Annotated in this window: 22 protein-coding genes; 14 read left to right on the top strand and 8 right to left on the bottom strand. The window is 64.0% G+C overall.

Annotation, left to right across the window (positions count from 1 at the left end):
- Window positions 1-76: 76 nt before the first annotated feature.
- A complete protein-coding gene (locus C8J36_RS11865; RefSeq protein ID WP_062593648.1) occupies window positions 77-511 on the top strand; it encodes a metallopeptidase family protein in 435 nt (144 codons plus the stop codon).
- Between the two features lie 36 nt (window positions 512-547).
- On the opposite strand, the gene C8J36_RS11860 is transcribed toward C8J36_RS11865, so the two are convergent.
- The 3 genes from C8J36_RS11860 to C8J36_RS11850 form a co-directional block, all read right to left on the bottom strand.
- Complete coding sequence (locus C8J36_RS11860; RefSeq protein WP_132535141.1) at window positions 548-754, bottom strand: DUF1737 domain-containing protein; 207 nt, start codon at window positions 752-754, stop codon at window positions 548-550.
- A complete protein-coding gene (locus C8J36_RS11855) occupies window positions 751-1653 on the bottom strand; it encodes a CoA ester lyase (protein WP_165915044.1) in 903 nt (300 codons plus the stop codon). The genes C8J36_RS11860 and C8J36_RS11855 overlap by 4 nt, the downstream gene beginning before the upstream one ends.
- A gap of 145 nt (window positions 1654-1798) precedes the next feature.
- Window positions 1799-2359 (bottom strand): type 1 glutamine amidotransferase domain-containing protein, encoded by a 561-nt coding sequence (locus C8J36_RS11850; protein ID WP_132535137.1) that lies wholly within the window; start codon window positions 2357-2359, stop codon window positions 1799-1801.
- A 190-nt stretch (window positions 2360-2549) separates the two neighbouring features.
- Between C8J36_RS11850 and C8J36_RS11845 the strand changes: the two genes are divergently transcribed.
- Window positions 2550-3782: a putative DNA modification/repair radical SAM protein gene (locus C8J36_RS11845; protein ID WP_062593639.1), complete on the top strand. Its 1233-nt coding sequence runs from the start codon at window positions 2550-2552 to the stop codon at window positions 3780-3782.
- 32 nt (window positions 3783-3814) lie between these two features.
- Entirely contained in the window at window positions 3815-5344 is a 1530-nt protein-coding gene (locus C8J36_RS11840) for a UdgX family uracil-DNA binding protein (protein WP_245506535.1), read from the top strand.
- 20 nt (window positions 5345-5364) lie between these two features.
- On the opposite strand, the gene C8J36_RS11835 is transcribed toward C8J36_RS11840, so the two are convergent.
- From C8J36_RS11835 to C8J36_RS11820, 4 genes are all read right to left on the bottom strand, one after another.
- The gene (locus C8J36_RS11835) at window positions 5365-6609 is read right to left on the bottom strand and encodes a Xaa-Pro peptidase family protein (protein ID WP_132535133.1); all 1245 of its coding nucleotides are present in this window, start codon (window positions 6607-6609) and stop codon (window positions 5365-5367) included.
- 46 nt (window positions 6610-6655) lie between these two features.
- Window positions 6656-8107, bottom strand: a complete 1452-nt coding sequence (locus C8J36_RS11830; protein WP_132535131.1) for an NAD-dependent succinate-semialdehyde dehydrogenase — start codon at window positions 8105-8107, stop codon at window positions 6656-6658.
- 160 nt (window positions 8108-8267) lie between these two features.
- The gene (locus C8J36_RS11825; RefSeq protein ID WP_165915043.1) at window positions 8268-9671 is read right to left on the bottom strand and encodes a sensor histidine kinase; all 1404 of its coding nucleotides are present in this window, start codon (window positions 9669-9671) and stop codon (window positions 8268-8270) included.
- A 5-nt stretch (window positions 9672-9676) separates the two neighbouring features.
- Window positions 9677-10375 (bottom strand): response regulator transcription factor, encoded by a 699-nt coding sequence (locus C8J36_RS11820; RefSeq protein ID WP_132535127.1) that lies wholly within the window; start codon window positions 10373-10375, stop codon window positions 9677-9679.
- Window positions 10376-10518: 143 nt separating this feature from the next.
- Between C8J36_RS11820 and C8J36_RS11815 the strand changes: the two genes are divergently transcribed.
- The 5 genes from C8J36_RS11815 to C8J36_RS24920 all read left to right on the top strand — a co-directional run bounded on the left by C8J36_RS11815 (window position 10519) and on the right by C8J36_RS24920 (window position 15283).
- Complete coding sequence (locus C8J36_RS11815) at window positions 10519-11589, top strand: ABC transporter substrate-binding protein (RefSeq protein WP_132535125.1); 1071 nt, start codon at window positions 10519-10521, stop codon at window positions 11587-11589.
- A 299-nt stretch (window positions 11590-11888) separates the two neighbouring features.
- Window positions 11889-12833 carry a tripartite tricarboxylate transporter substrate binding protein gene (locus C8J36_RS11810; RefSeq protein WP_062593706.1) on the top strand — a complete coding sequence of 315 codons (945 nt, stop codon included), beginning with the start codon at window positions 11889-11891 and terminating at the stop codon, window positions 12831-12833.
- Window positions 12830-13324 (top strand): tripartite tricarboxylate transporter TctB family protein, encoded by a 495-nt coding sequence (locus C8J36_RS11805; RefSeq protein ID WP_062593630.1) that lies wholly within the window; start codon window positions 12830-12832, stop codon window positions 13322-13324. The genes C8J36_RS11810 and C8J36_RS11805 overlap by 4 nt, the downstream gene beginning before the upstream one ends.
- Window positions 13325-13333: 9 nt before the next feature.
- Window positions 13334-14851, top strand: coding sequence for a tripartite tricarboxylate transporter permease (locus C8J36_RS11800; protein ID WP_132535123.1), 1518 nt, complete (start codon window positions 13334-13336; stop codon window positions 14849-14851).
- Window positions 14852-15121: 270 nt separating this feature from the next.
- Window positions 15122-15283 (top strand): hypothetical protein, encoded by a 162-nt coding sequence (locus C8J36_RS24920; RefSeq protein ID WP_165915037.1) that lies wholly within the window; start codon window positions 15122-15124, stop codon window positions 15281-15283.
- Between the two features lie 219 nt (window positions 15284-15502).
- Here the strand turns inward: C8J36_RS24920 and C8J36_RS11795 are convergent, their stop codons facing one another.
- Window positions 15503-16600, bottom strand: a complete 1098-nt coding sequence (locus tag C8J36_RS11795; protein ID WP_062593626.1) for a DUF475 domain-containing protein — start codon at window positions 16598-16600, stop codon at window positions 15503-15505.
- Window positions 16601-17077: 477 nt separating this feature from the next.
- Here C8J36_RS11795 and C8J36_RS11790 point away from each other — a divergent pair, with 477 nt between their 5' ends.
- From C8J36_RS11790 to phnN, 6 genes are all read left to right on the top strand, one after another.
- Complete coding sequence (locus C8J36_RS11790; RefSeq protein WP_132535121.1) at window positions 17078-18028, top strand: DMT family transporter; 951 nt, start codon at window positions 17078-17080, stop codon at window positions 18026-18028.
- 169 nt (window positions 18029-18197) lie between these two features.
- Window positions 18198-19244: a class II fructose-bisphosphate aldolase gene (fba, locus tag C8J36_RS11785; RefSeq protein WP_062593624.1), complete on the top strand. Its 1047-nt coding sequence runs from the start codon at window positions 18198-18200 to the stop codon at window positions 19242-19244.
- Window positions 19245-19357: 113 nt separating this feature from the next.
- Window positions 19358-19852: a gluconokinase gene (locus C8J36_RS11780; RefSeq protein ID WP_245506546.1), complete on the top strand. Its 495-nt coding sequence runs from the start codon at window positions 19358-19360 to the stop codon at window positions 19850-19852.
- 372 nt (window positions 19853-20224) lie between these two features.
- Window positions 20225-20932: a DUF1045 domain-containing protein gene (locus C8J36_RS11775; RefSeq protein WP_132535117.1), complete on the top strand. Its 708-nt coding sequence runs from the start codon at window positions 20225-20227 to the stop codon at window positions 20930-20932.
- The gene (locus C8J36_RS11770) at window positions 20932-22074 is read left to right on the top strand and encodes an alpha-D-ribose 1-methylphosphonate 5-triphosphate diphosphatase (protein ID WP_132535440.1); all 1143 of its coding nucleotides are present in this window, start codon (window positions 20932-20934) and stop codon (window positions 22072-22074) included. Before C8J36_RS11775 ends, C8J36_RS11770 begins: the two co-directional genes overlap by 1 nt.
- Window positions 22071-22661, top strand: coding sequence for a phosphonate metabolism protein/1,5-bisphosphokinase (PRPP-forming) PhnN (phnN, locus tag C8J36_RS11765; RefSeq protein ID WP_062593620.1), 591 nt, complete (start codon window positions 22071-22073; stop codon window positions 22659-22661). Before C8J36_RS11770 ends, phnN begins: the two co-directional genes overlap by 4 nt.
- The last annotated feature ends 34 nt before the right edge of the window (window positions 22662-22695 follow it).

Below are 22695 nucleotides of genomic sequence, written 5' to 3'. Positions count from 1 at the left end.
CACAATCGCCTGCCGGTGCGAAATGCTTCTCGAAATGAACCGGGAAATGTCTATATAAACGAGACAAGGAGTATCCATGGCCCGGATTGACCAAAGCGACGATTGGCGTGAGCGCCATGCGCCGACCATCAGCACGTTCGAGTCCCTGACGCTGGAGGCCTATGGGCATCTTCCAGAGGAATTCCGGCTGCTGGCCACCGATCTGATCATCGACATCAAGGATTTTCCGGATGACGACGTGTTCGAAGACATGGCGCTGGAAACGCCGTTCGACCTGCTGGGTCTGTTCGAGGGCCGCGGCATCGGCGAGCGTTTCACCATGGAAACCGGCACGATGCCGAACCGGATCACGCTCTACCGCCGGCCCATCCTCGATTACTGGGCCGAAAACGATGAAACGCTGGGCGACATCATCACCCATGTGCTGATCCACGAGATCGGTCACCATTTCGGCCTGTCGGACGACGATATGGAGCGCATCGAGGCCAGCGTGGAGCATGTCGGCGGGTGATGAACCCGCCGCATGATGTGTGAACCGCGCTGTCGCCTATTGCTCGGACAGCTTCATATCCGGCACATAGTCCTTGCCCGCGACCTCTTTCACCACGGCCTGACCGCACTGCATGACCTGCGCATCCGCGTTGAAGGTATAGGTCGGCGATCCGTGCAGAACCCAGCCCTGATTCAGGGCGGCCGTCACCTTGTGGCAGAAGCTCGCATCGTCGGGACCGGTGAGAAAGCGATAGAGTTTCATGTCGGCGTTCCTTTGCTTTTGATAGCCTCGATCTTGGCAAGGCAGGCGAGCGCCTGTTCCAGATGCAGGACCTCGACCATCTTGCCCTTGTGGACGATGACCGATCGGCCCGCATTGTCGGGATGATCGAAGGCCACAACGATCTCCCGGGCGTCGGCCTCGTCCGCGGCCGAAGGTGCGAAAGCGGCATTCGCCGGGGCGATCTGCTGCGGATGGATCAGCATCTTGCCGTCAAACCCCATATCGCGACCCGCCGCGCATTCCTGCGCAAAACCTTCCGCGTCGCGGATGTCGTTGAACACGGCGTCGAGAACATCGAGTCCGCTGCCGCGGGCCGCGAGAAGGATCTGCATGAGCCAGGGCACGAGATAGGTGCGTCCGGGAAGAGCCGCAACGCCCGTCTCCTTGCGCAGATCGTTAAGGCCGGGAATGAGGCAATCGAGCCGTCCGCCGCGCGTGCGCCCCGTCTCGGCGATCGGCGCCACGTTGAGAACGCCCCTCGGGGTCTCGATCATCGCCCAAAGCCGCAGGTCCTCCGGTGCGTCCCCCTCGTCCAGCCGTTCGGCGATGTCGAGGATATCCCGCGGCCCCTCCACCTTGGGCACGAGGATGGCATCGAACCGGCAGTTTGAGAGAGCGGCGAGATCCGCTTCGCCGAAACCGGAGGCAAGGCCATTGATCCGCACGATCCGCTCGATGCCCGGCGTCTCCTGCGCCAGATGGCGCACCAGTGCCGCGCGCGCGTCGGACTTCCGATCCGGAAGCACGGCATCTTCCAGATCGTAGATCACCGCATCGGGCGCAAGGCTGATAACCTTTGCAAGCGCACGGTCATTATCGGCCGGCACGCAGAGCACGGAACGGCGCAGGCGACGGGGATGGCGGTCGGACATAGATATCATGCCCTGTTGTGCCTTTCCCTTCCCGTCTGCGCAAGTCTCACCCGTCCGAAGTTCCCCCGGGAGCAACACGCCGAGAGACAGGCAGCAACAAGCCGGCTCCATCGTTCGACGGAGCCGGCTGACTGTTTTAGAAGGGTAGGCCTCAGGCGGCCTTGCGGTCGTGGAGACCTTCTTCGACTTCCTCGACGATCTTTGCCACGAAGGCATCGAGATCTCCGGGATTGCGGGAGGTGATGATGCCCTTGTCTGTGACCACGGCCTCATCCGACCACAGACCACCGGCATTGACGACGTCGGTCTTGATGGACTTATAGGAGGTGACCTTGCGACCCTTGACCGCACCGGCCTCGACCAGAAGCCACGGCGCATGGCAGATGGCAGCGACGACCTTGCCGGAGGAGACGAACTCGCGGACGATCCGCAGGGCTTCGTCCTCGACGCGCAGCTTGTCCGGGTTAATCTGGCCACCCGGCAGAACGAGCGCATCGAAGTCGGCGATATCAACGTCCTTGGCATCGAGATCGACGTCGATGCTATCGCCCCAATCCTTTTCGTCCCAGCTCTTGATGCTGGTCTTTCCGATCGAGGCGATCTTCACGGTCGCACCCTGCTTCTTCAGGCCGTCATAAGGGACGCGCAGTTCCGACCGTTCATAGCCATCGGTCGCGAGAATGAGGATTTTGGATTCCTTGATGGAAGGCATGAGCCTGCTCCTTGATGTTTTTTCGTGTTCTGAGCTTCGGTCACCGCAGCCTGTCCGGCTGGTCGATGTCGAAGCGGATGTCACGACGGGTTCGGTCCGTTAACGAGACGAAGTGCGGATCGTTCCGAAAATGAAACCGTCAACGCACGCAAGATTGACGTTTCGGGAAAAAGAACATATGTAGAACACCATGAAGAAATCGCTGAAAGAGCGTTTGGCCATCCTTTCGGATGCTGCCAAATACGATGCATCCTGCGCCTCCAGCGGCACGACGAAACGCAATTCGTCCGCAAGCGGCGGGCTCGGCTCCACCGAGGGATCGGGCATCTGTCACGCCTATGCGCCGGACGGGCGATGCATTTCGCTGCTCAAGATCCTGATGACGAATTTCTGCATCTACGACTGCGCCTATTGCATCAACCGGTCATCCAGCAATGTCGAGCGCGCGCGGTTTTCGGTCGAGGAAGTCGTCTGGCTGACGCTCGAATTCTATCGCCGCAACTATATCGAAGGCCTGTTTCTATCCTCCGGAATCATCCGTTCGTCGGACCACACGATGGAGGAGATGGTGCGGATCGCCCGCGAACTGCGCGTGACGCATAATTTCCGCGGCTATATCCACCTGAAATCGATCCCGGAAGCCTCCCCGGCGCTGATCGAGGAGGCCGGGCTCTATGCGGACCGCCTGTCGATCAACATCGAACTGCCGACCGATGCGGGCCTGACGCGCTATGCGCCGGAGAAGCGACCGGCGGGTATCCGCAAGTCGATGGGCGATCTCCGCTTGAAGATCGAGGAGATGCGCGACCCGACGCTTCAGACCAAGCGCACACGGCGCTTCGCCCCGGCCGGACAGAGCACGCAGATGATCGTCGGCGCCGACCAGGCGAACGACAGCGTCATCCTCGGTACCAGCGCCCGGCTTTACGGCAGCTACGGCCTTAGGCGGGTCTATTATTCCGCCTTCAGCCCCATTCCCGATGCCTCGCGCAACCTGCCCCTCGTCAAGCCGCCCTTGATGCGCGAGCACCGGCTCTACCAGGCCGACTGGCTCTACCGCTTCTATGGCTTCGGCATCGAGGAGATCACCCGCGATCAGCCCGACGGCATGCTCGACCTCGATTTGGACCCGAAGCTCGCCTGGGCGCTCGCCAACCGGCAGCGTTTTCCGGTTGATATCAACAAGGCCGATCGTGAAATGCTGCTGCGCGTTCCCGGTTTCGGCGCGAAGATCGTCCGCGCCATCCTCACCGCCCGCCGATATCGCACTCTGCGCCTGGACGATCTCGTTCGCCTCAAAGTCTCGCTGAAAAAGGTCCAGGCCTTCATCGTTGCGGAAGGCTGGACGCCGTCCCGCCTCATCGACCGTCCGGATCTGCGCACGATGTTCGAGCCAAAACCGGAACAGCTGGTCCTTCTCTGATGCCGCCGCTCGAGGTTGAGAGACAAACCGTCATGCTCGACGGGAAGGGCGATTTCGGCGAATGGCGGGAGGCCGCTCGCCGGCTCCTCAAGGCGGGATTATCACCCGCCGCCGTGGACTGGCGGGACAAGCAGGGCGCCACCGATCTCTTTGCCGACCCGCCGCCGGCGCAGCCCGACCCGGAGCGGAAACCGGAGGAAGCAAGGCCGGAGATCACCGTTCCCCGCGCCTTCATGGCGCTTGCCGAAACCGTGATCTGCCATTCCGATCCCGGCCGTTTCACTCTCCTCTATCGCACGCTCTGGCGCCTGCAGGCCGAGCGAAACCTGCTCGATATCGTCTCCGATGCGGATATCGTCCGGCTCAATGCCATGGAGAAATCCGTTCGGCGCGACAGTCACAAGATGAAAGCCTTCGTCCGCTTCAAGGAGATCGGGGCCGGAATCGCGACGACAGGCGCATCGGGCGGGGATGTCATGGAGGTGATCGCCAGCCCGATCGCTCTGGAGGCCGGCAGCCTGACGATCGGCCGCCGCCGGTTTTTCGCCTGGTTCGAGCCGGATCATTTCATTGTCGCCCGCGTTGCCCCTTTCTTCCAGCGGCGCTTTACGGACATGGACTGGATCATCGCCACGCCGAAAGGCTCCGCCGCCTGGAATGGAACCACACTGACGGTAACGTCCGAGCCGGCGGAAGACCCCAAGCTGACCGATGACGCGGACACGCTGTGGCGCACCTATTACAGCAACATCTTCAATCCGGCGCGGCTGAAGGTGAAAGCCATGCAGTCGGAAATGCCGAAGAAATACTGGAAAAACCTGCCCGAAGCCGACCTCATCCCCGGTCTGATCGCCGGCGCGGAGGAAAAGGTGCGGGCGATGGCGAGACAGGCGATGAAGGACCCGCCGGCCTTCCACGCCAAGGTGCGCGAGGCCGCCATGCCGAAGACCGAGGAGAACACCGCCATTCCCGGCACGCTGGAGGCCGCGCGGGCAGAGGCGCGCGACTGCACCCGCTGTCCGCTCTCCTGCAAGGCGACGCAGACCGTGTTCGGCGAGGGGCCAGAGGATGCGAAACTCATGTTCGTCGGCGAGCAGCCGGGCGACCAGGAGGATCTCGCGGGACGTCCCTTCATCGGCCCCGCCGGACGGATGTTCGACACGATCGCCGGCGAGGTCGACCTCGATCGAAAAACGGCCTATGTCACCAATGCCGTCAAGCATTTCAAATATGAGCCGCGCGGCAAGCGCCGCATCCACCAGAAGCCGAATATGGGCGAAATCCGCGCCTGTCGCTGGTGGCTCAAGCTGGAGCTCGACCTGATCCAGCCGAAACTGGTGGTGGCGATGGGCGCAACCGCGCTGACATCCGTCATGGACCATGCCGAGCGGCTGGGCGACTACCGGAGCCGCAAGGTCGAGCTCGACGATGGCCGCGCGCTCTACACCACGGTCCACCCGTCCTACCTCCTGCGCATCCCCGACGAGGGGCGCAAGCGCGAGGAGATCGACCGGTTTCGCGAGGATCTCCAAGCCATCAAGAGCTTGAGCGACAGACTGTAAAGCCGGCTATGCGTTTTCCGCTACACAGAGATCAAATGTGAGGGAAGGTCGTTCATCACCTCATGACCCTCCGGCGTGATCAGCAACTGGTTTTCGATGATCATGCCGCCGACGCCATCGACATACCAGGGCGTCTCGAAGGCAACGACCATGCCTGGCTCCAGCACCACACCGCTGGTTGCAGAGAAGAACGGCCATTCCTCGCTGCCGAGCCCGGCGCCCAGCCCATGTCCGAAATGGCCGCGCGTAAAACCGGGAAATCCGGCTCCCGCCATCGCGGCGGTCGCAGCCTCATGCACTGTCCGCATCTCGTTGCCCGGCCGGATGTGCGCGAGCCCTGCATCGAAGGCCTGCGACAGCGCATCAAATAGCCTGCTTTGCATCGCGGTGGGTTCACCGCAAACGAATGTCCGGCCGGTGTCCGAGGTATAGCCCTGGACGAGGCAACCGACATCGACCTTGATCAGGGAGCCGGTCTCCACCACGCCGCCGCGCGACCATGGATTTTCCCCGACGGACACATATTCCCAGTGACCGGTGAGATTGCGGATATCCTGCACGCGCGCTGCCGTCTGAACCGCCGACGTCCAGACGTGCGCCAGCGCATCGCGCGTCTGTCCGGGGGCGATCGCTGCGGCCAGAGCGCCGATCCCGATCTCCGACAGCCGGACGGCCGTTCGCAGGTGCTCGATCTCCTGCGACGATTTCACCATCTTCAACCGCCGCAGCACGTCGCTGCCATCCATCAGCCGACAATCGGGCAAAGCCTCCGTCAGCAGGCCGAAATCCGAGACCGAAAGGCTATCGAGTTCGACGCCGACACGCGCGGCCTGCAGTTTTCGCGACGCCAGGAGATCGCCGGCCAGCCGAAATCCGTGGGACGCATCGAACGTTTCCGGCCGCGCAAAGCCTGAATCCCGGCCTGCGCCGGCCCAAGCGGCGGCAATGAGCTTTGGCACAGGCAGGGCCCCGTCATGCGGCCTGATATCCGCGGTCTCCACCCAAAGCGGGTGGACGCGGATATCCGTGACCGCGCTCGATGCCCGGAAACTTTCTGCAAAAAGGTCGCTGACCACGGCACCGATGGCAAGAGCCGGGTCTGCCGGCACGAGGGCCGCGACGGCACCGGCCCGCCGCCACATCGTGCCGACACCCGGGCTCGCTCCCGTCGCATAGGTAAAGCCTTCGGGCGTGAACAGAAGAAGCGCATCGAGCCCGGCTGCCGCCATGAGCCGTGCCGCCCGGTCCCGGTCGAGATACGCCATCTTCGTCTCCATCCGCATGAGGGGACGCGCCCAGGGGCGACGCGTTTCAGATATTGCCCATGCAGAGATATTTCATGTCGAGATAATCCTCCATGCCATGACGCGATCCTTCGCGGCCGATCCCCGACTGTTTCAACCCGCCGAAGGGTGCTGCCTCCGACGACATGCGGCCGGTATTTATCCCGATCATGCCGTATTCCAGTGCCTCCGCCACCCGCCAGACCTTGCGCAGCTCCGTGGCGTAGAAATAGGCGGCAAGGCCATAGATCGTGTCGTTCGCCTGACGGATCACATCCTCGACCGTCTCGAACCGTATGACCGGCGCGACCGGGCCAAAAGTCTCGTCGCAGGCGACCAGCATGCCGTGATCGACATGGGTCAGCACCGTCGGCGCAAAGAAGGTGCCGGTCTCGCCGACCCGGCCGCCGCCGCAGAGCACCTGCGCCCCGCGCAGCGTCGCATCCTCCACATGATGCGCCACCTTGCGCAACGCCGCCTCGTCGATCAGCGGGCCGACCGAAACGGTGGGCTCGAAGCCGTCCCCGACCTCAAGATCGGCGACATGGGCCGCGAGCTTCTCCGCAAAGGCATCGTAGACGCCGGACTGGACGTAGATCCGGTTGGCCGAGGTGCAGGTCTGCCCGGCATTGCGGAACTTCGCCTGCACGGCGCCATCCACCGCGGCATCGATATCCGCGTCATCGAAGACGATGAACGGCGCGCTTCCGCCGAGCTCCAGGCTAACCTTCTTGATCTGGTCGGCGCACTGCCGCATCAGAAGCCGCCCGACCTCGGTCGAGCCGGTAAAGCTGATCTTGCGGACCTTCGGGTGGGTGCAGAGCTCGTAGCCGACCGCCTGGCCTTCGCTCGCAAGAACGAGCTGGAAGACGCCTTGGGGAAAACCGGCATCGAGCGCCAGCCGGTGCAGCGCGACGGCAACGAGTGGCGTCTGTTCGGCCGGCTTCAGGATGACGGGGCAGCCGACCGCCAGCGCCGGCGCGACCTTGCGCGCCACCATGGAGGCCGGGAAATTCCAGGGCGTGATCGTGCCGACGATGCCGACCGGCTGCTTGATCACGAACATCCGCCGGTCGGTGGAGGGTGCCGGGAAGGTCTCGCCATAGACGCGCTTCGCCTCTTCCGCATACCACTCGATATAGGCGGCGGCGTGCTGCACCTCCGACCGGGCCTCGGCAAGCGGCTTGCCCATCTCGGCCGTCAGGATCGCGGCGAGATCGTCGATATGCGCGAGAACGAGATCGTGCCAGCGCCGCATGAGCTGGCTGCGATCCTTGGCCGGAAGCCCCGCCCAGGCCGGCTGCGCCAATGCCGCCCGCTCGATCGCGGCGCGCGTTTCCGGAACGCCCATATCCGGCAGGATGGCCAGCAGAACGCCGTTGGAGGGATTCCGCACCTCGAAGGCCGCGCCCGTCACCTCGGCTTCGGCAAGGATCCGCGGGTCCTTGAGATGACGGGTAAGATCGGATGTGACACGCATGAGCAGGCTCCCGGATCGACGCACGCCTCTTCGAGCGTCAGACACCATCGACGCCTTCAAGAGATGGCTGCGGAGATTGCCGCGATTGCCTTGACGTGACCAATGAAATCCGCTGATCGGATCACCACGCCTTCGAATGGTCGCGTTTAGGACCGCGAGTTCACGTGCCGTCGACAATCGCGGGAAAGGTCACCCTCGCCTTCAGACCGTGATCGGCCTTGCCCTCGGCTGTCACCGCCGGACCCAGCGAAAGGCGGCCTTCGAAGCGAACCGCGATCTCCTCGACGATCGGCAGTCCCAGCCCGAGACCGGGCGCCTCGCTCTCCCCCCGGGCAAAGCGCTGGCGCACGGCCGGCAATCGTTCCGGCGGAATGCCGGGGCCGTTGTCCTCGACATCGAGCAGCACGACGCCCGCGGCATGCCCCACCCTCACCGTCACCTCGGCGCCCTGCCCGGCATAGGCGAGCGCATTTTCCACGAGATTGCGCAGGAGTTCGCCGATCAGCAGCGGTTCCGCCGCGATCGACGCCGTCCCCTCGCCCTCGAAGCCGAGGTCGATGCCGGCATCGGCCGCGCGGGGCACGTATTCCGCCGTGATCTCCCGCGCCACCCCCATCAGGTCCATCGGCGGGAGCGCCGTCGCAAATCCCGATCCCGTCGCGTCGATCTTCGCAAGCAGCAGCAATTGCGCCAGAATCCGCTCGGCATGCCCGACGGCCTCATCGCTGCGAGCGATGAAGGTCTTGATGTCCTCAGGCTTTTCGGACCGGGCCGCCAGCGCAAGCTGCGTCCGCACGACGGCAAGCGGCGTGCGCAGCTGATGGCCCGCATTGCCCGAGAAATGCCGCATGGCATCGAGCGCCGATTGCAGCCGCACCATGAAGGAATTGACCGTTTCGACCAGCCCCTCCACCTCCCGCGGGACAGACTGCCGGATCGGACGGAGATCGTCGGGGCTGCGCTCGGCGATCGCGTCGCCCAGCCGGTAGAGCGGACGAAGCGACAATGTAACGGCGATCCAGACGATGGCCGCCGCGCCGAAGATCAGAAGAAACAGCCGCAGCGCCGAGCGAAACAGCAGCGCGCGGGCGAGCTGCTGGCGCGCCACCGTGGTTTCCGCCACCGTCACCACGAAGGGCAGGGAGTTGATCCCGGTCGAGGCCGAGCGCTCCAGCGCTGCAATGCGGATCGGCTCGCCACGATAATCCGAATCGAGGTAGACGGCCTGCCGCCCCTGCATTTCGGCGATGCCGGGCAGGGTGCGATAGCCCGTTATGAAGTGGCCGGGCGGCCCGTCGACCCGGTAGAACACCCGGTCCTGTGCAGCCGAGGTCAGCATTTCCAGCGCGACATAGGGCATATCGACCTCGAGCGTGCCGTCCTCGGCGACGACGACGCGATCGGCGATTGCGAGCGCGGATCCCGCCAGCACGCGGTCCGACACGCTGTTCGCCGTCTTCACGGCTTCCCGGTATGTGTCACCGAGCGCGATGATGCCGATGACGGCGGTGGCCGCCAGCAGCCAGGCGAGCAGCCGCCGGCGCAGCGAATGTGCCGCACGCACGCCGCTCATCGCGTCTCCGGTGCAGGCTCTGCCGGCGCGTCCGCCTTGTCGAGATAGTAGCCGATGCCGCGCGCCGTGCGCACGGTCAGCCCATAGGGGGACAGGCGCTTGCGCAGGCGGCTGACATATTGCTCGATGGCGTTGGGGCTGAGATCGTCGTCGAACGCCGTCAGCGACTGCATGATGGCATCCTTGGCCACCACCTTGCCGGCCCGCATGAACAGGATCTCCAGAAGGCCTGTTTCACGCGAGGGAATATCGATGGGAACGCCGTCGGACGAGAAGGTCCGCGAGGTCAGATCCAGCGAAACGGAGGCGAAGGAGATCATGGAGGAACGCAGACCCGCCTGCCGCCGCAGGAGGACGCGGACGCGCGCTTCGAACTCGCCGATATCGAACGGCTTGATCATATAGTCGTCGGCACCGAGATCGAGGCCGCGCACCTTTTCCTCCGCACTCCCACGGGCGGTGAGGATCAGCACGGCCGATCGGTTCTGCCGCGCCCGCATGGAGCGCAGCACGTCGAGCCCGTCCATCTCCGGCAGCGTCAGGTCGAGGATCACGAGGTCGAAACGCTCCGTCGCCGCGGCCGCGTCCGCCGAAGCGCCGTCGCGCACGACGTCAACGGCATAGCCGCTGCCGCGAAGAATGGCGGCAAGCCCCTCCGACAGGACCTTGTTGTCTTCGACCAGAAGAATTCTCAAAACGCGGCGGCTCCTCGACCCCGCCAATCCTAGAATAAGTCCGGGCACAGGCAAAACGATATTCGGCCATGAGGCTGGAAAGGCAACGGAACCCGTAACCGCGACACTTGTGCGGCAGCGGGCGCTGGCGCACACTCCCGCTCATGTACAGCCGCGCTGCCGCCATCCTCCTGTTTCTCGCCGGTGCGATCGATGCGGCGGCTGCGCCCGATTTCTTTCCTGCCCGATCCGGCCGGGCGGATGCACCCATCCTCGACGTCTACTCCTCGCTTGACGATCCTCTTGCGCAGCCGCTGATCCGGGGCTTCCAAGACGCCAATCCCGACATTGCCGTTCGTCACGAAAACATGCTGACCGGCGAGATCTACGACCGGATCGTTCGGGAAACGGATGCCGGGCAGAAGACGGCGGATTTCGCCTTTTCCTCGGCCATGGACCTACAGGTAAAGCTCACCAATGACGGCTATGCACAGCCGAGCAATCTGCCGCTCTCGCGCTCCTGGCCGGCCTGGGCCAACTGGCGCAACACGGCCTATGCGCTGACATTCGAGCCGGCCGTGTTCGTCTACCACAAGCCGAGTTTCGTCGGGCGCAAGCCGCCCTCGACGCGGGCCGAGTTCGTCCGTTTCCTCAAGGATGCGGGACAGTCAGCCCGTGGCCGCATCGGCACCTACGACATCGAGCGCTCCGGCGTCGGATTTCTGTTCATGGCGCGCGACCAGGAGCAATTCAGCGATATCTGGTCGGTGATCCGCGCGATGGGCGAGGCCGGCGTCAAGCTCTACGCGACGAGTTCCGACATTCTGGAGCGGGTCGCCGACGGCCGTTTCCTGCTTGGCTACAACATCGTCGGGTCCTATGCGGCCGACTGGGCCGAACATCATCCCGATCTCGGCATCATCCTGCCGACCGACTACACGGTCGTCATCTCGAGGATCGGCCTCGTGCCGGAGGCCGCCGCCGCACCCGAACTCGGACGCCGCTATCTCGAATTCTTCATGTCGGCCGAGGGTCAGTCGATCATGGCGCGCGAACTCCACATCGCCGCCGTCAATCCGGAGGTGGCCGGCGACAACACGGCGAGCACCCTCCAGGACATTCTCGGCGCGCAGCTGCGCCCCGTTCCCGTCAGCCCCGGCCTGATGGTCTATCTCGACCAGGTGAAGCGCGCCCGTCTGATCGCCCGCTGGAAGGACGTGCTCGGTCTTCGCTAGCCTCTGACGGCGAAAACGCCGGGCTTTCTCCGAGAACAGCCGCCTGCCACCCGGAAATCTCGTGCGATCGACGCTGTGTTATGCGCTGGATGCATGGATGTCAGGTTGATGTCAGCTTATTATGGTGGCTTACTGGTGTTCGTCAGCGTGGAGGCGGTGACGAAGCGGTGCGGAGGAGTGTCTCACCCAAAACAGTCGGAGCGAGGATCGTGTCGATCTTGGCCGCGCGCCTGTTTCCAAAACTCCTCGCGTCAACAATCGAAGCAAAGCGCGCACACGCGCTGACGGAGGACGTCACCTTGAAACAGTTTCTCATTGCATCCCTGATCGCCGGGGCCATGGCGCTTCCGGCGGCCGCAGCCGACTACACCATCATCGCCCCGGCAAACCCCGGCGGTGGCTGGGACCAGACGGCGCGCTCGATGCAGACCGCCCTGCAGCAGGAAAAGATCGCCGGCAACGTCCAGGTTCAGAACGTGCCCGGCGCCGGCGGCACCATCGGTCTCGCCCAGTTCGCCAGCCAGTCGGCCGGCAACCCCAACGCACTGCTGGTCGGCGGCTATGTCATGGTCGGCGCCATCCTTACGAACAAGTCGCCGGTTTCGCTGAGCGAAGTCGAGCCGATCGCCCGCCTGACCGGCGAATATGAAGCGATCGTCGTCCCCGCGGAATCGCCGCTGAAGACCATGGGCGACCTCGTCGAGGCGCTGAAGAAGGATCCGGGTTCGGTGTCCTGGGCCGGCGGCTCGGCCGGCGGCACCGACCACATCGCGGTCGGCCTCATCGCCAAGGCCGCCGGTGTCGATCCGACCAAGATCAACTACATCGCCTTCTCGGGCGGCGGCGAGGCTCTCGCAGCCATCCTCGGCAACCAGGTCACCGCCGGCATCTCCGGCTACGGCGAATTCGAATCGCAGGTGAAGTCCGGCACGCTGCGCCTTCTCGCCGTCTCCAGCGCCGAGAAGATCGCCGGCGTCGAAGCACCGACCTTGAAGGAAAGCGGCCTCGACGTCGTCGTGCAGAACTGGCGCATGGTCGCCGCTGCACCCGGCCTTTCCGCCGAACAGAAGGCCGCCGTCACAGCCGACGTCGAAAAGATGGTGAAGTCCGCCTCCTGGCAGGAAACGCTGAAGACCAAGGGCTGGCAGGATACGTATCTCTCGGGCGACGCCTTCAAGGCACAGCTCGCCAAGGACGTCTCGGCAACCGAAACCATCCTTAAAGAAATCGGCCTCGTTCAATGAGCGACGTCTCGCGCACCCCCAGCGCAAGCTCGCGCCGCCCCGACAGGGCGGCGCTTGCAGTTGCGGTCTTCCTCGGGGCCCTTGCCGGCCTGATCTTCTGGGATAGCTCCCGCCTTTCGGCCATGGCCAATTACTCCAAGATCGGCCCCGCCACCGTTCCCTTCGTCATCGCCTGGTGTCTTCTCGGTCTCGCCATCTGGACGGCCGTCGCCGCCTTCCGCAACGAGTTTCCGACACGCGAACGCCAGGAGATTCCGCCGGTCGCCTGGATCGTCGGGGGCCTCGTCCTGCAGATGCTCTTCCTGCGCACGGTCGGCTTCTCCGTTGCCACGGGCCTGCTCTTTGCCTTCACGGCCGCGGGCTTCGGCCGGCGCAAGCTGTGGATCACCATTCCGGTCGGCATTCTTCTCTGTCTCGCCGTCTGGCTCATCTTCGCCGGTCTCCTGCAGCTGTCGCTGCCGGCAGGGCCGCTCGAACACCTCTTCTTATAAGAGAGCGTCATGTCGACATTCGAATTCCTGCTCCAGGGCATCGGCATTGCCATGCAGCCGATGAACCTGATTTACGCGCTCGTCGGGGTGACGCTCGGCACCGCGGTCGGCGTTCTCCCGGGCATCGGTCCGGCGCTGACGGTGGCGCTCCTGCTTCCCGTGACCTACCGGCTCGATCCCGCGGGATCGCTGATCATGTTCGCAGGCATTTATTATGGCGGCATGTATGGCGGCTCCACCACGTCGATCCTGCTCAACACGCCCGGCGAAAGCGCCTCCATCGTGACCGCGCTGGAGGGCAACAAGATGGCCCGGAAAGGGCGCGGCGGGCCCGCGCTTGCCACGGCCGCCATCGGCTCGTTCGTCGCCGGCCTCATCGCCACCATCGGTCTCGCCTTTATCGCACCCTTCGTGGTCAAGGTGGCGCTCGTCTTCGGCCCGCGCGAATATTTCGCGCTCATGGTCCTCGCCTTCGTCACCGTCTCCTCGGCCTTCGGCGATTCGACGCTGCGCGGTCTCACCTCGCTCTTCATCGGCTTTGCGCTTGCCATCGTCGGCATCGACCAGCTGACGGGCCAGGCCCGCATGAGCTTCGGTGTCCCGGATCTGCTCGACGGCATCGAGGTGACGACGCTGGCCGTCGCCATGTTCGCGATCGGCGAGACGCTCTACATCGCGGCACAGGGCGCCACCGGGCCGGACAAGGTCGAGGCGGTCAAGGGCTCGGTCTGGATGACCAAGCAGGATTGGGCCCGCTCCTGGAAGCCCTGGCTGCGCGGCACGTTGATCGGCTTCCCGATCGGCGCCATGCCGGCCGGCGGTGCCGAAATCGGCACCTTCCTCTCCTACGCCACCGAAAAGCGACTGACGAAGTATCCGGAGGAATTCGGCGAAGGAGCGATCGAAGGCGTCGCCGGACCGGAAGCCGCCAACAATGCGTCCGCCGCCGGTACCCTGGTGCCGCTGCTGACGCTCGGCCTGCCGACGACGGCCACCGCCGCCATCATGCTCGCCGGCTTCCAGCAATACGGCCTGCAGCCGGGCCCGCTGCTGTTTGCGACCAATCCGCAGCTCGTCTGGGGCCTCATCGCCTCGCTGCTGATCGCCAACTTCATGCTGCTCGTCCTCAACCTGCCGCTGGTCGGTCTCTGGGTAAAGCTGCTGACCATCCCGAAGCCCTGGCTCTATGCAGGCATCCTGCTATTCGCGACGCTCGGTACCATCGGCGCCAATCCGTCGGTTTTCGAACTCGGCATGCTGCTCGCCTTCGGCCTTCTCGGCTATGTCATGCGCATCCTCGGCTATCCCATCGCCCCTGTCGTCGTCGGCCTCATTCTCGGGCCGCTCGCCGAGCAACAGCTGCGCCGGGCATTGGCGATCAGCCAGGGCGATCCGAGCGTGCTCTTCACCTCGCCGATCGCCGCGGTCCTGCTGATCATCGCAGCGCTCGCTTTGATCGTCCCCCTGATCCTGCGGGCCCGCGGCCGCGGCCAGGTGCTCTCGCAGCTCGCCGCCAGCGAAGACTGATCGAAACCACCTCTTGAAACCATGAATGGCCGGATGCCCCGAAGCATCCGGCCATTTTTCGTTCAGCGCTCACCAGCAAATATAATCGGTTTAATTCCTGTAAAGATACACAGGTTCGGCACTATCGTTGCGCTGCCTTGCAAAGTAACGATCTCTTAAGACCTCCGTCTTGCTTGCCACGCATGGCTGCAATGAACTCTTGTACGTTGTGAAAGCGGCTTGGAAGGCCCATCTTAAGGTCACACAAGACGAAAACAGGAGACGAAGAGAATGACCAGCAAGCGTAACATTTTCGGCCGTGCCTTTGCCGTTATCGGCGCCGCATCCGCAGCAGCAGCAGCCATCGAAGGCGGCCGTCGCCCCCAGGCCCGCGACCTCAGCACCCTCGGCATCGACCCGACCAGCTTCCCGGCTCCCTATCGCCGCGGCTGATACCCCCTTCGAAACGGCTATCGACAGGATGTCGCATCCGATACTCCGCCTGGGATGATCTATCCCGGGCTGCAGAAAGCCCGCAGGTCCATGACGGACCGGCGGGCTTTGCTTTTGTGCGGGGGGTGGCGTCGGTCACGGCACATGAAAAACCCGCGATCCTTTCGAACCGCGGGCTGTTGCAGAATAAAACGTAAAAGCGGCTTTTGCCGCCGATCCTCAATGAGGGGAGACGGCGTCTGCGCCCACGGGGTGATGCTTCCGGTTATACCGGATGGACGACCAGAGAGCGATGCCGATGAGCGTCGCGCCGCCGAGCCCGGTGATGACTTCCGGGATATGCACCAGCGTCTGGACGTACATGATCACCGACAGGATCAGGATCGCGTAGAACGCACCGTGTTCCAGGTAGCGATATTCCGCGAGCGTCCCCTTCTCCACCAGCATGATCGTCATGGAACGCACATACATGGCGCCGATACCGAGACCGATAGCGATGACGAACAGGTTCTGCGTCAGGGCGAAGGCGCCGATGACGCCGTCGAACGAGAAGCTGGCATCGAGCACTTCGAGATAGATGAACGCTCCGAGACCGCCCTTTGCCGCCTCGCTCATCGTCCTCTGCGACGCATCGAGCAGGCCACCGATGACTTCGACGACAAGGAAGGTCACGAGGCCATAGATGGCGGAGAAGACGAAGGTGGTGCTTTCGACGTCCGGCGTCGCCGCATCGTCCGGGATCAGTGCGGAGAAGGCGAGAATCAGGATGAGGACGAAGGCGATTTCGACGCCCTTGATGCTGGCTGCCGCCGACAGACGCTTTTCGATGAACGAGATCCAGTGGATCTTCTTGTCATGGTCGAAGAAGTAGGAGAGACCGACCATCATCAGGAAGGTGCCGCCGAAGGCTGCGATCGGCAGGTGGGCGTCGTTCATGATGCGCGCATACTCGTCCGGCCTTGCGGCCGCGAGGATGATCGCATCGATCGGGCCGATACCGGCGGCGATGACCACGATCAGGAGCGGGAAGACGATCCGCATGCCGAAGACGGCGATCAGGATGCCCCAGGTCAGGAAGCGCTGCTGCCAGACCGGCGTCATGTCCTTGAGCTTGTTGGCGTTGACGATGGCATTGTCGAAGGACAGCGAGATTTCGAGCACGGCGAGAACCGTACAGATGAAGAAGACGGTGGCCATGCCGCCGATCGTGCCGGTCTCGTTCCAGCCGAGCCAGGCGCCGAGCGCAAGGCCGACGCCGGTGACGATGAAGGCCCAGGTGAAATAGCTGAGGGTCGGGGTCTCGGTGGAGGGGGTCATGCGCCTGCTCCCCCGTTTGCAGCCGCATCCGCAGCCGGGTTCGCCCCGGTGAGGGAGGACGCGTTATACGCAAAGACCGATGTCGTGCCCGCGCGGGTACGCATCGTCGTGAAGACGTTCTTTGTCATGGGAATTTACATCCGCCGGCTCAGTGTGCTGGCGGTACCGACATCGCGAGAGCGCCGTTAAAACTCTCGCCAGAGGGGCCCGGCACCAAGTTCGTCCCGCGCGAGTGTCGATGTCGTATGCGCGGGATTGCTGAACTATCTATCCATCTCGCACCCGACGTCAAGTCGGGACACGCGCGACGGGTAAACTCATTTCCTTTTGTCATGAGACCATCGCGAACCGGCACTGGATCATGCCTGCCTTTTGTGGCAACAGGCGGAGCGGCCTGCAGCGCCGGATCGAGCGCGCACCGACCCGCGCACCGGCCTGCTCCCCGACCTCATCTCCGATCCCGCCGAGCAAGCCGCCATGTCGTCCACCGCGCCTCCCCAACCGCCTGCCATTCCGCCTGTCACCCCGGCCTGTCCGGCGACCCTGCAACATTCGGCCGGCCTTGGAATCGTCTTCATGCTCCTGGGCATGCTGATGTTCTCGCTGAACGACACGATGGGAAAATGGCTGGTCGAGACCTATCCGGTCCTGCAGCTGATGGCGATCCGCAGTGTCGCCGCCCTCCTCGTGCTGCTGCCGCTCGTTCTGCGCCGGGGCGTATCGAGCGTCATCCGCGTCGAGCGTCCGGGGCTGCAGGCCTTGCGGGCACTGCTCTTTGCCATCGATGCCACCGCCTTCTACTTTGCCGTCGGCTTCATGCCGCTCGCCGATGCGATGATCTACTGGCTCGCGGCCCCCATCTATGTCGCGGCGCTGTCGCCCTTCCTGCTCGGCGAAAAGGTCGGTTGGCGGCGCTGGACGGCGATCCTCATCGGCTTTGCCGGCGTGCTCGTCGCGCTCGACCCTTCGCGCGAGAGCCTGTCGCTTCCGGCCCTGGTCGCACTCTTCGGCAGTGCCTGCTTCGCCTTTGCCATCATGCTCGGCCGCACCTTGCGCACCACGCCGGATACGACATTGGTGGTCTGGCAGTTCGTCGGCTCTCTCGTCTTTTCGCTGATCGGGATGGCCGTCGTTCCCGGCAGCTGGAAGCCGCTCGATCCCGCAACCATTCTCCTTCCCGCCCTGCTCGGCGTGGTCGCCATGCTCGCCCATGTGCTTGTCAGCCGTTCCCTGAAGCTCGCGGATGCCGCAACCGTCGTGCCGCTGCAATACACGCTGCTTTTCTGGGCCGTGGTCTTCGGCTGGATCTTTTTCGGCGACACGCCACGCCCGACGGTCGTCATCGGTGCCGCGCTGATCGTCGCCTCCGGTCTCTTCATCTTTTTCCGTGAGCAAAAGCTAAAGAAAATCAACCACCGCGACGAATAGCGACCGGATTGACCGTTGAGCGTTGCCAAAGCGGTTGCGATCCTTATGCTGGTCAACCAACAGGGAACGGGCGGCAGCGGCTCCAAGGGACGGCGACGTAACCTCGAGAGGACGCCCGGAGAAAATCGCGGCGGCGAACAATGCGGCCGGCACAACGGGGAGAGTGGGAATGGGACTGATCAGCCTTCGGCAATTGCTGGATCATGCGGCCGAAAACGACTACGCGGTACCGGCTTTCAACGTCAACAATCTGGAATATGTCCAGGCGGTCATGCGAGCTGCCGACAAGACGGACAGCCCCGTCATCCTCCAGGCGAGCCGCGGCGCGCGCGCCTATGCCGGCGACGGCTTCCTGCGGCACCTGATCCTCGGCGCGGCCGAGGAATATCCGCATATCCCGATCTGCCTCCATCTCGATCACGGCGACCAGCCCTCCACCTGCATCTCGGCCATCACCAACGGCTTCACCTCCGTGATGATGGACGGCTCGCTGCTCGCCGACGGCAAGACGGTGGCAAGCTATGAATACAACGTCGCGGTGACCGCCGAAGTCGTGAAGATCGCCCACGCGGCCGGTGTCTCGGTCGAAGGCGAACTCGGCTGCCTCGGCAATCTGGAAACGGGTGCGGGCGACAAGGAAGACGGGCATGGTTTCGAAGGCAGGCTGACGCGCGAGGAACTGCTGACGGACCCGGAACAGGCCCTCGACTTCGTGGCCAAGACCGGCGTCGATGCGCTTGCCGTCGCCATCGGCACCAGCCATGGCGCCTACAAGTTCACCCGCGCGCCGGATGGCGACATCCTGTCGATCGAGACGATCGAGAAAATCCACAAGGCCCTGCCCAACACGCACCTCGTCATGCACGGCTCTTCCACAGTGCCGCAGGACCTGCAGGACCTGTTCACCGCCTATGGCGGCGAGATGACCCAGACCTGGGGCGTGCCGCTGTCGGAAATCCAGCGCGGCATTCCCTTCGGTGTCCGCAAGGTCAATATCGACACCGACCTGCGTCTTGCGATGACCGGAACGATCCGCAAATGCTTCAAGGAGAAGCCTGAGAACTTCGATCCGCGCGGCTATCTGAAGCCCGCGACGGCCTTGATGACCGATGTCTGCCTGGAGCGTTTCGAGGCCTTCCGCACCGCCGGCAAGGCGCCGTCGATCCGTATCAAGCGCATGGCCGAAATGGCTGCCGCCTACGCAAAGATGGCATGATCACAGTGCAGGGTAGCAGCCAGGAAAAACGGGGGGGAAAACCGGGGGCTTCCGCCCCCGACACCTCTCTCGACGCGACAGCCGCCAACCACCTTCCCGCGCCCGTCGTGGTCATGGGCGTGAGCGGTTGCGGCAAGAGCTCCGTCGGCGAGGCCATCGCCAAGGCTTTCGCAACCGATTTCATCGAGGGAGACGCCCTTCACCCACCGGAAAACATCGCCAAGATGTCGGCCGGTACGCCGCTGACCGACGAGGATCGCTGGCCGTGGCTCGATGCCGTCGGCAAGGCTCTGCACGAGGGTTCGGATGCGGGACACGCGGTCGTCGTATCCTGTTCCGCCTTGAAGAAAGTCTACCGCGATCACCTGCGCCAAGCCGCGGGCGGGCGGCTCGCCTTCGTCTATCTCACCGGCACCAGAGCCGTCCTCGAATCCCGCATGGGCCACCGAACGGGCCATTTCATGCCGACGACATTGCTGGACAGCCAGTTGGCCACGCTGGAACCGCCGACAGGCGAAGACCTCGTGGTCACGGTCGATATCGATCGCCCGCTCGAGGCGGTCGTGATCGCCGCCATCGATGGCCTGGGCAATCTCCCGACGGAATGACAGCTTTTTAGACAAAGGCACCGATACCCGGGCTGCGGCATATTTGACGCATAGCGGCTTTGCTTCTTTGAGAGCGCATTCGCCCCGGTGACTCCGGCGGGGAAAGCGCTTTAAGGACATGCGGAAGACGACTTTCCGTGATTCTCAAGACGGCATACCGACGGGGGAACGCGGGCGAGGCGACGGAAGGTGGGAACATGGCGCGATGTCATGACGTCGTCACACGAGAATGACACGCGTGCCGCAACGACGGTACAAATCCACATCTGCTTCGACATGCGTCTCCTGGTGCTCGGATGATGTGGAACAGGAAAGACTGCCACGGCTTTGCAAGATCGTGCGAAGGCCGGAAGCGGCCAGGATGAGGATGCGATGCGCTACGCCCTTTACTTCACGCCCCCCAAAGACGACGCGCTGACCCTGGCTGCATCAGCTTGGCTCTCCCGCGATGCCTTTCTCGATGGTCGCGTGCCGACGCCCGAGGTCCCCGGTTTCTCGACGGAAGAATTGGGCACGCTGACGGCAGACCCACGGCGCTACGGCTTTCACGCCACGCTGAAGGCGCCCTTCGAACTTGCGCCCGGCCGCACGGAGGCCGAGCTGCTGGCAGCGCTGGACGAGTTCTCCGCCGAAAGCGAGCCGTTCGAGATCCCGTCCCTGACGCTCGGACAGCTCGGGCCTTTCTTCGCGCTCGTTCCCGGTGCGCCGTCGGATGCGCTTGCGAGCTTTGCCGCCGAAACCGTGCGGCGGTTCGAGCCCTTCCGGGCAGCCCTGTCGCCCGAAGACATGGAGCGGCGCAAGCCGGAGACGCTGCCGCCGGCCGAGCGGCGGAATCTCGAAACCTGGGGCTATCCCTATGTCTTCGACGCGTTTCGCTTTCACATGACGCTGACCGGCAAGGTTCCGGAAGATCGGCGCCCCGCCATGCGCACCGCACTCGAAGAGGCCTTTGCCGGTTTCCTCGGAAAGCCGCTGCCGGTGACCGCCCTTGCGCTCTTCATAGAGCCGAAGCGCGGCAGTCCTTTTACCGTCCACTCGCTGATGCCGCTGGGCGATGCCGCGATCGAAGGAGAGAAATGATGGCCATCGAGCAGATCTTCACCAATGCCAGCATTGTTCTGCCGGATGAAATCGTCAAGGGATCCGTCCTCGTTCGCGACGGCGAGATTGCCGATATCTCGACCGGCTCGCTGCACACCGGAGAAGACTTCGAGGGCGATTACCTCATTCCGGGCCTGGTCGAACTGCACACCGACCACCTGGAAACGCATTATTCCCCCCGTCCGGGCCTGCGCTGGATGAAGATGGCGGCGATCCAGGCGCATGACGCGCAGATCGTCACCTCCGGCATCACCACCGTCTTCGATTGTCTGCGCATGGGATCGGCGGAGGGCGACGATGGCTTTGCCACCGGCGAGATGCGCGCCATGGCCGATGCGCTGGCCGAGGCCGAGCATGAGAACCGGCTGCGCGCCGATCACCGCATCCACCTGCGCTGCGAGGTCTCGACCGACAATGTGCTCGACCAGTTCGACGCCTTCCGCGACGATCCGAAGGTCGGTCTCGTCTCTCTGATGGACCACGCGCCGGGCCAGCGCCAGTTCCAGACGATGGATCAGTACATCCTCTATTACAAGATCAAGCGCGGCCTCTCGGACGAGGCCTTCGCAATCTATGTCGAGAAGCAGCTGGCGCTGTCGGAACGCAATTCCGCCCGCCACCGCATCGCGCTTGCCGAGCTCTGCGCCGCCCGCGGCATCCCGATCGCCAGCCACGACGATGCCACGGTCGCCCATGTCGAAGAATCGATCGACCTCGGCGTCAAGCTGGCGGAATTTCCGACCAGCCTGGAGGCCGCCGACCTCTCGCACGATGCCGGCCTCAGCGTTCTCATGGGCGCGCCGAACGTCGTTCGCGGCGGCTCGCACTCCGGCAACATCGCTGCGCGTGATCTTGCCGAGCGCGGCGTGCTCGATGTGCTCTCCTCCGACTATGTGCCCTTCAGCCTTATCCACGCGCCTTTTCTGCTCGCCGATGCCATCGAGGGCTTCGGCCTGGAAAAAGCGATCGCGCTCGTCAGCGACAATCCCGCCCGCACGGTCGGTCTGGAAGATCGGGGACGGATCGCGATCGGTCGCCGCGCCGACCTCGTGCGCGTCGAGCGCCCACGTGGCGTTCCCATCGTCCGCTCCGTCTGGCGCAAGGGGCGGCGTGTCGCATGACCCCGGATCACCCGACAGGCGGCACCGGCGCCATGATCGTCGTCGTCGGCCCGAGCGGCGCCGGCAAGGACAGCGTCATCGATTATGCCATGACCCGGCTGAAGACGAGATCGACCGAGGTGGAGCTTGTGCGCCGCGTGATCACGCGCGCGCACGACGCCGGGGGCGAGGATCACGAAGCCATATCGCCCGAGGCGTTTTGCGCCCGTGCCGAGCAGGGTGCGTTTGCCGTGCATTGGGAGGCCCACGGCCTTCACTACGGCATTCCCGCCGCATGTCACGCCAAACTCAAGGACGGACGCACGCTCGTGGCCAATGGCAGCCGCGCCGTGCTTGAGAAATTTCGGGAGGCATTTCCGCGCGTAGCTGTCGTCAATATCGTTGCGTCGCCGGAGGTCATCGCCGCCCGTCTGATTGCCCGCGCGCGGGAAAGCGAGGCTGAGATCCGCCAGCGGCTCGCCCGCCAGGTGCCGGATATGACGAGCGATCCGCATCTGACCACCATCGACAATAGCGGCCCGCTGGAAGAGGCCGGCGAGCGCTTCGCCGCCTTCGTGCTGTCCTTGGCGAAGGCCGAAGCCAGTTGACGGATAAGGGCGTCAAACGCGCCCTTATCCATTG

It is taken from the genome of Rhizobium sp. PP-F2F-G48, assembly GCF_004342335.1.
Taxonomy (GTDB): Bacteria; Pseudomonadota; Alphaproteobacteria; order Rhizobiales; family Rhizobiaceae; genus Ferranicluibacter.
Note: the sequence above shows the minus strand (reverse complement) of the source record. Positions and strands in the feature narration are given on the sequence as shown.